The organism is Symplocastrum torsivum, from assembly GCF_059505465.1.
The window spans coordinates 60585-69523 of the sequence record NZ_JCACKQ010000024.1 but is presented as its reverse complement, the minus strand read 5'-3'; the positions used below and the strand labels follow the sequence as shown (position 1 = coordinate 69523).

Genomic DNA, 8939 nt, shown 5'->3' with positions numbered 1-8939 from the left:
CTCCACTCAGCGAAGCTGAGTTAGAGCGCATTAGTCTAAACGCCAGTATGTAAGTAGAAAGAATGAAACATAACTCTCCGCTTTCGATTAAGGACTAGGTCTAGTTTCTCTATGCATTTCGTAAACGCTAAGATTCCCGACTTTTTGAAGAAGTCGGGAATCTGGATAGCAAAAGTTTGTGGATTAAGTAAAATTCAAACGTTAAACGAACATATTTTATTATTCGACAAATGAGTAAAAACTAAATGTTCAACTTAATATTTTAAATAAGAGGAAATCAAGGTTGGTTTAGTACCTGTTGAGTAATACAGATTGATTAATTAGCTGTACTACAGAATTTTTTCTTAAACTGATAACAGAGCTTGAAATATGGCTTGGTTATTATGATTACACCAACGATGATAGTGATAGCTAGCCAAGCGATCGCCAGTTCATCCGTGTGGCTGCTCAACAGCTCAGGCGTGCAAGGAATCGAAGCACTGTCATACAACAACAGCTAGATCTTCTTCTAAATTGGACAACAACTGTTGCTCTAGTCGGGAAGAGGCTACTGGGTTCGGATTCAAGATAAGGAAATAATAAACACAACCATGGACGCTCAATTGCTCAAAGTTCTTCTGGTTGAGGACAACTTAAAAGACGCTGAACTCTTCAAAAAGTTATTGTCAGAAGCTAGAGCCACTCGCTTTGAGACGAGCCATGTTCAACGGCTTGACAAAACGCTTGAGCTGTTGCGGCAAGACACCTTTGATGTGATTCTGTTGGATTTGTCATTGCCAGACAGCCAAGGACTGCAAACGTTAGAGAGTGTATGTTTTGCCCTTCGAGACAGCCATCCCAACAACTCCCAGGAAATAGTCCCAGAACAACAGATGCGATCGCGGCTAAAGCTTGAAAGCATACTTCATGAGCAAAGCTGTGCGAGTTCTGGCGAAAGTGCGATCGCGACCACTGAGTCTTCTCCCTCCTTACCCGCCCAATCGGCGAGTGGACTCGCTTCCCGAACGAGATCGTCTGCTGCCTTAATACCGATTGTCGTGCTGTCGGGTCTTGATGATGAAGACCTAGCAATCCAAGCGATTCGCTCAGGCGCACAAGACTATCTCATCAAAAGCCAGGTAGACTGCCCTTTACTGGTTCGTGCTTTGTGTTACGCGATCGAGCGCACCCAAATGTCGCAAAAGCTACTGGAGAGCGAAGAACGCTACGCACTGGCGATTAGTGGTAGTCAGGTGGGGGTTTGGCAGGTAAACTTCCTGACTCGTGAGATTTATGTTGCGCCTAATCTAAAAACCTTCTTGGGCTATACCGAAGATGAAATTGGTACTGTTCCAGACGACTGGCTAGAGTGTGTACATCCTGATGACCAGCAGAGACTTCTTATAGACGCGATCGCTCATTTGGAAGGCTTAACCTCCTATCTAGAAATTGAACATCGGCTGCTGCATAAAGATGGCAGTTACCGCTGGCTACTCTCACGCGGAACAGCCTTCCGGGATGACAAGGGAAAACCTTATCGAATTGCTGGGTCAAGTATTGATATCACTCAGCTAAAACAAGCTGAGGAACATATTGCTAAACGCGAAAGTTATTTAGCGGCACTCGTGGACGTGCAGCAACGGTTGCTGGCAGATCAGGATAAAAATCGTTGTTACCAGTCGATCTTAGAGATTTTGGGAAAAGCAACGGGTGCAAGCCACGTTTATACCTTTAACACCGATCACACGGCAACTGGTCAATTAAAACTGAGTCAGTCTGCCCAGTGGTGGAGCGAGACTATCGCTGCCAGAACGAATAAATCTACTCTCCCTTGCCTTACCGATGGTTGTTTTGGGCGTTGGTTAGAGGTATTGGGACGGGGTGAGATTGTTACTGGAGTGGTTGCAGATTTTCCAGAGACGGAGCAAATTATTTTAGAGCGGCAAGGCATTCTCTCAATCTTGATTTTGCCCTTGATGGTAAAGGACGAGTTTAGAGGGCTGATTGGGTTTGAGAATTACACCACAGCCTATGCCTGGGACTCTTCAGAAGTTGCTTTGCTACAGGCAGCCGCCTCAGCGATTTCACTGTGGCAAGAGCGTGTTGCAACTAAAGAGACGCTCAAAGCTAGTGAGCAGCGCTTCCGGACTTTAGTCGATAACATACCTGGTGCAGTTTATCGCTCTATCCTCGACTCGGATTGGACAATGTTGTTCATTAGCGAGGCGATCGCAGATATTAGTGGCTACCCTGCTAGCGATTTTGTCACTAATCAGGTGCGAACCTTTGCCAGTATTATCCATCCCGAAGACCTTGCAAAAGTGCAACAAACGATTCAGGATGCTCTGGTCGCTGGTACGTCTTACCATTTGGAATACCGAATCATAGACAAGTCGGGCAGCATCCGTTGGGTCTATGAACAAGGTCAGATTGTTTACGGGGATGACGGGGCAGTGTCCTGTCTAGATGGTCTGATCTTAGATATTAGCGATCGCAAGCAGACCGAAGCAGCACTGATTGAGCGATCGCGTCAAACAGCATTAGCGGCAGACATCGGGCTTGCTCTCACTCAGGGAAGTAGCTTATCAACCATGCTGCAAGACTGTGCAGAAGCGATCGTGCGCCACCTCGACGCTTCCCTGGTACGCATTTGGATGCTCAATCCAGTTGACAATATGTTGGAACTGCAAGTCAGTGCTGGGATGTTTGCTCACCTGGGTGAACTGCCTCAACGCATTGCTCTTGGTCGCTTCAAGGTTGGTCGCATCGCCGCAGAACGTCAGCCGCATCTGAGTAATAACCTGCTGGATGACCCGCAACTTAGCATTCTCGAATGGTCACTTTTGCAGGAACTCGTTGCTTTTGCAGGTTACCCTCTGATTGTCGAAAATCAGCTTGTGGGAGTGATAACAATGTTCGCCCACCATCCCTTGACAGAAGCTACCTTTAATACACTTGGTTCTGTTGCCGATGAAATTGCTTTGGGTATCGAGCGCAAGCAAGTTGAGCAAGCACTGGATAGAGAGCGTCAGCAACTGCGGGAAATTATTACCAACGCCCCCGTTGCGATGGCAATGTTCGATACCCAGTTGCGTTATGTTGCCCATTCTCAGAAATGGCTAACAGACTATGGCTTGGAGGGATCGATCATTGGTGGTCGTTTGTCTAATGGGTTTTCTGACTTCCCTCCACATTGGCAAGTCGTTGTGCAACGCGCCCTTAAGGGAGAAGTCCAATCTCAGCCAGAAGATAAGTGGGAGCGCTCCGACGGCTCTACGATGTACCTCCGTTGGGCGGTACAACCCTGGTACACACCGGAAAAATCAGTGGGTGGCGTTGTGATTGTCACCGAGCAGATTAATGAGTTGGTGAAAGCCAGAGAAGCAGCACTCGAAAACTCCCGACTCAAGTCTCAATTCCTCGCGAACATGAGCCACGAAATCCGCACTCCGATGAATGGAGTGATAGGGATGACTGAATTGCTCTTGAAAACAGACCTAAACTCGGAGCAACTTGACTTTGTGCAGACATTACGTGTGAGCGCCCAGAACCTGCTGACGCTGCTCAACGATATCCTGGACTTTTCCAAGCTAGAAGCTGGAGAAATGCGTCTAGAAACCCAGCAATTTGATCTAAACAGTTGCCTGGAAGATGTCGCTGATTTACTCGCCACATCAGCCTTGAATAAAGGGATTGAACTGGCTGTCTTGATTGACCCAAATGTTCCTTGCCAACTACAAGGGGATGCAGGTCGTCTACGACAGATTTTTACCAATTTGGTTGGCAATGCGATTAAATTCACGCCCATTGGCGAAGTTGTCATCCAAGCTTCCCTTGAATTTGAGACATCGAGTTATGCCTCCATCCGGTTTTCTGTGACCGACACAGGCGTTGGTATTGCACCAGCAAACCAGAAGAAACTGTTCCAATCCTTTTCACAAGTGGATGCTTCATCAACTCGGCAAGATGGAGGGACTGGCTTAGGTTTAGCGATTTGCAAACAGCTAGTGGAACTCATGGAGGGTGAAATTGGTGTTGCCAGTCGAGGTGCTGCCTTTGTACCGGGTCGATGGTCAGTAACGGGAGGACAGGGAGATGAGGAGTTGGGGAGCGGTTTCTATAAATCTCGACAAGGTAGTGAATCAATTCCTCTCTTAGCCCAGCAAGGAGCAACGTTCTGGTTTACAGTGCCCTTGGCAAAACTGCCCCACCCTGTCCCAACGTTAATGACATCGAGTCTCGCGTTGGCAGAACGGAAACTCTTGATTATCAGTAGCAACGAAACGATTCGCCGTGTGTTGACGACCCTAGCAAGCTTCTGGGGGATGCAGGTGGAGGAAGCCTCAAGTAGTGCGGACGCACTGACAACGTTGCAGTCTACGAGGAATAAGCATCAGGATATTGATGTAGCAATTCTTGATATTAGTTTGTTAGAGAGAGATTCTGAAAGTCTGACTCAACTCATTTGCACAGATTCTACACAGATGCAGCCGAAATGGGTAATCTTGAACGCTGTCAATCAGCGATCGCAAACCCTACGCCTTTTGGATCTGGGGTTTAGTGGCTGTATTACTAAGCCCTTAAAAGCCTCTAAGCTGTTAGGTTGCTTGAGGCAAGTCTTGATGCCTGATGATGAGGTATCCAAGCCGGATGTTTCTACTAGTCTGCCGTTGAGTCAGCGTCAATCTTCACCAATGAACCTCGCCGCGATTGCCCAACGCTCAAGGGTGAAAATTCTCTTGGTCGAAGATACACCGATTAACCAGAAAGTCATCCTCAATCAACTCAAAGTGCTAGGTTATCAGGCTGATTGTGCAGTTAATGGGAAAGAAGCTCTTGACCAGTTGCTGGGGTGTACAGGCAATGCTGGCAGTTGGAAAGAGAGGGTGAGTGAACACAACCTCGCCTCTTCCTCTAGTAAGCACTACGATATTGTTTTGATGGACTGCCAGATGCCCGTCCTTGATGGTTATGAAGCGACACGGCTTTTACGGGAATTTGAAAGGACATCTCACCGTACTGTCGTTATTGCCATGACCGCTAATGCTCTGCTGGGCGATCGCGAAAAGTGTCTGGCAGCGGGTATGGATGATTATATTAGTAAACCAGTAACCTTAGAAGAATTAGAGTTGGTTTTAGAGCGCTGGATTTATACCCTCTCTGGGGAAACAGAGCTGAAAAACCAACCTTTGAATGCTCCGCATCCTTCTAGTGCCCAATCCTCTTTCGATGACTCGCTACCCCTAAGCTCTCGGTACAGCATAACTGCCATCGAGCCGTGGCTGGAGAAAAGTCAAAACTCACAACAGATGATCTCGCATAACTCTCGCCTCTCTATGTTTTCAAACTCTTCCCCTTTTGCACCTAGAAACGTTGACGAGGTGCCCTTAAATCTGGAACACCTGGATGACCTAGCCAGAGGCGATGTCGAGTTTAAGCAAGAACTCTTGCAGGTTTTTATGGAAGATGCTGTAACTTACTTAGCAGAAATTAAGCTAGCCTTGTCAGCCGAAGATAGTGTCGCTGTTGCTCGTCGTGCTCATCAGCTTAAAGGTTCAAGTGCTACACTCGCTATTTACAAGATGCCAGAACTCTCTGCCGAACTAGAAAGTCAGGCGAAACAAAACCAGTTAGTGGGTGCAGCAACGCTGGTCGATGAGTTAGAGCAGATTCTGGATCGAATTCAAGCATTCATTGACAAAAGTTAAGCGATCGCACAGTTAACTAGCAAGCTGAATGTATCGGGAAGAAGTCAAAGGTACTGACGTCCTTTTTTTGTCAATTTGGAAAGCTGCAACTATGTCAAAAATTCTCCTGGTTGAAGATGATTCCGTCACGCGGTTACTCCTCAGACGAGAGCTACATTTGGCTGGCTATGAGGTATCTGTAGCCAGGAATGGGGAAGAAGGACTACAACAAGCGAGGCAGTTGCATCCAGCTTTAATTATCTGTGATTGGGTAATGCCATTGATGGACGGAGTGGAACTCTGTCGTTCTGTGAAAGCATCACCGGAGCTGGCAAATATATTCTTTATCTTACTGACCGTTCGTGAGGCGATCGCAGATCGAGTCGAAGGGTTAGATGCGGGTGCTGATGATTTTTTGAGTAAGCCTGTTAACCTGAATGAGTTATTGGCACGAGTCCGTGCGGGTTTGCGCTTGTATCAGTACCAGCAGGATTTGAGTGAAGCCAATCAACAACTCAACTCGACTCTACGTGATTTGAAACGGACTCAAGTACAACTGGTGCAAAGTGAAAAAATGTCCTCGCTTGGACAGTTGGTGGCAGGTGTAGCGCATGAAATTAACAATCCGCTTGGCATTATTGAGGGAAACCTTGCCCATGCAACCAATTACCTAACCCACCTCTTAGGATTGATGCAGCTATATCAAAACCATTACCCCAATCCAGGAGAAGAGATTGAGAATTATGCCGAGGAGAATGATTGCGAATTTATTGCATCAGACTTCCCAAAAGTTTTGGAATCTATGGGGAGTGGAACATCTCGAATTAATGCGATCGTGCTTAGCCTACGGAACTTCTCCCGGTTGGACGAAGCAGAGATGAAGCTTGTTGATCTTCATGAAGGTCTTGATAGTACGCTTTTAGTGTTGCAGCATCGCCTCCAGGCAAAGGGACAGCAGCTTGCAATTCAGGTGATCAAGGAATACGGTGACGTGCCACAGGTAGAATGTTACCCCAGACAGCTGAACCAAGTGTTTCTAAATATTCTGAATAATGCGATCGATGCGATCAAGTACAAAGGAATGACACTGCAAGCGTCGAGTGGAAAGAAAAGAACCTTGGTGGAGGAAACTGAAACGCCCAATTCTAGCGGAGAGACTTCTTTAGAAGAATTATCCTATGCCAAGCAGAGGCTAGCTAATGTGAAATCCTTTACCCAGAAAAATAGCGCAATGGCTACGGAAGAAGCCGTAGCCACATTAGAAGCTTTCAACTCATCTCTAGAGGAGGTATGCGATCAAACAGCAGTCCTCCAGGGTGACGAAGAGTCAACATTCAACACTTACAACGCACCAGAATCTTTGGCATCGTCCTACGTTCCTTGTATTACCATCCACACTCAGGTTATTAGGCGTCAGTCCCAACAACTAACGGACAATGGACAACCAACAATTGACCAAGTCGTCATTAGAATTAGTGACAATGGGTCAGGAATGACAGAGCTAGCTCAAAAACACTTGTTTGACCCCTTTTTTACAACTAAATCAGTCGGCAAGGGAACAGGTTTAGGGTTGTCTATTTCTTACCAAATCGTTGTGCAGCATCATGGCGGTAACCTCGATTACAAGTCTGAGTTAGGACGAGGTACAGACTTTTTTATTAAAATTCCGATTCGGCAGCCTCAATTATTTGACTCAATTTAGAACTGACGCGACCAAGTTTTCGGCCAACGCTCAACAACAACTTTAGTTTGAGTAAAGAACTCTACGGCGTGTCGTCCTTGTCCGTGTAAATCTCCATAAAAGCTATCTTTCCAACCGCTAAAGGGAAAAAATGCCATGGGCGCAGCGACACCAATATTAATGCCAATGTTGCCCGCTTCGGCTTCGTAGCGAAACTGTCGCGCTGCGGCACCGCTGTTGGTAAATAAGCAAGCCATGTTGCCCCATTGTCCGCTGTTTACTAAGGCGATCGCATCCTCAATGGTTTCCAAGTGCATCAAACCCAACACAGGTCCAAAGATTTCTGTCCGAGCAAGTTCACTTTTGGGGTTGACATTTTGCAAGATTGTGGGTCGGATAAAGTTACCCTTTTCGTAACCTGAAACCTTCGAGTCACGTCCATCTACTAACACAGTCGCACCTTCGTCTGCGCCTTGCTGAATCAACTGTTCAATTCGAGCTTTACTTTGTGAAGTAATGACCGGACCCATTTGTGTTGCCTGATCTAAGCCATATCCAACGACTCGTGTTTGAGCCGCATTGGTGATTGCCTCGGTAAACTGATGACGTGCTTCTCCTACTGTCACCGCTACAGAAGCCGCTAAACAGCGTTGTCCCGCACAGCCAAAGGCACTATCGGCAGTAATTCGGGTGGTCATTTCCATATCGGCATCGGGGAGGACGATAATCGGATTTTTTGCTCCTCCTTGACATTGCATCCGTTTGCCAAAACTTGCGCCTTTCCCGTAGACATACTGAGCGACAGGTGAGGAACCGACAAAGCTAATCGCTCGGATCGTTGGATGTTCTAAGATGGCATCCACGACTTCCTTTGCCCCATTGACCAGATTAACGACACCTTTTGGTAAGCCAGTCTTTTCAAGTAACTCGAAGACTTTTTGTAGGGTTAGAGGGACTTTCTCTGAGGGTTTGATAATACAGGTATTGCCACACGCGATCGCATAAGGCAAAAACCAGAAGGGAATCATTCCCGGAAAGTTGAACGGCGCAATAATCGCTGTGACTCCCACAGGTTGACGAATCATGATTTCGTCAATCCCACGAGCAACATCTTCCAAGTTATAACCTTGCATCAAGGTAGGAATCCCGCAGGCAACTTCCACATTCTCGATCGCGCGTTGCCACTCTCCTTTGGATTCCGCTAGAGTTTTCCCACACTCCAAGGTAATTGTGCGCGATAACTCATCAATATGTTCCTCTAAGAGAAATTTCAGTTTGAATAAGTACTGCACTCGTTCCGTTGGTGGAATGCGCCGCCAACTGGTAAAGGCAGTCTGCGCCGCAACAGTCGCTGCCTCTACATCTTCTTTGGGCGATAAAGGAACTTGGGTTAAAACTTCAGTCGTAGCGGGATTCACGACATCTAGAAATTCAGTCGCCGTTGAAGGACACCACTCTCCGTTAATGTAATTGAGCAAGGGGTTTTTGGCAGACACAGCAATTTTCCTTTTTTAGGATAAAGATGTTTTCAATGCTACCAAGCCTGACTTTATCCATTGGGTGAGGGTCTAACCCAAGTTGCTATTTGTTTT

3 protein-coding genes are annotated in these 8939 nt (G+C 46.8%); 2 read left to right on the top strand and 1 reads right to left on the bottom strand.

The window, feature by feature from the left end; all coding sequences use genetic code 11:
- Nucleotides 1-590 precede the first annotated feature (590 nt).
- Both AC5JL3_RS08490 and AC5JL3_RS08485 read left to right on the top strand, forming a co-directional pair.
- A complete protein-coding gene (locus tag AC5JL3_RS08490) occupies nt 591-5687 on the top strand; it encodes a PAS domain-containing protein (RefSeq protein WP_496074073.1) in 5097 nt (1698 codons plus the stop codon).
- Nucleotides 5688-5778: 91 nt separating this feature from the next.
- Nucleotides 5779-7368, top strand: a complete 1590-nt coding sequence (locus tag AC5JL3_RS08485; RefSeq protein WP_496074072.1) for a hybrid sensor histidine kinase/response regulator — start codon at nt 5779-5781, stop codon at nt 7366-7368.
- On the opposite strand, the gene AC5JL3_RS08480 is transcribed toward AC5JL3_RS08485, so the two are convergent.
- Entirely contained in the window at nt 7365-8843 is a 1479-nt protein-coding gene (locus AC5JL3_RS08480) for a CoA-acylating methylmalonate-semialdehyde dehydrogenase (protein WP_496074071.1), read from the bottom strand. The two genes, AC5JL3_RS08485 and AC5JL3_RS08480, sit on opposite strands and share 4 nt — an antisense overlap.
- Between the last annotated feature and the right edge of the window lie 96 nt (nt 8844-8939).

Bases quoted from the DNA above. Each gene is read 5' to 3' on its own strand.
- AC5JL3_RS08485 (WP_496074072.1), top strand. From the start codon at position 5,779: ATGTCAAAAATTCTCCTGGTTGAAGATGATTCCGTCACGCGGTTACTC.
- AC5JL3_RS08490 (WP_496074073.1), top strand. From the start codon at position 591: ATGGACGCTCAATTGCTCAAAGTTCTTCTGGTTGAGGACAACTTAAAA.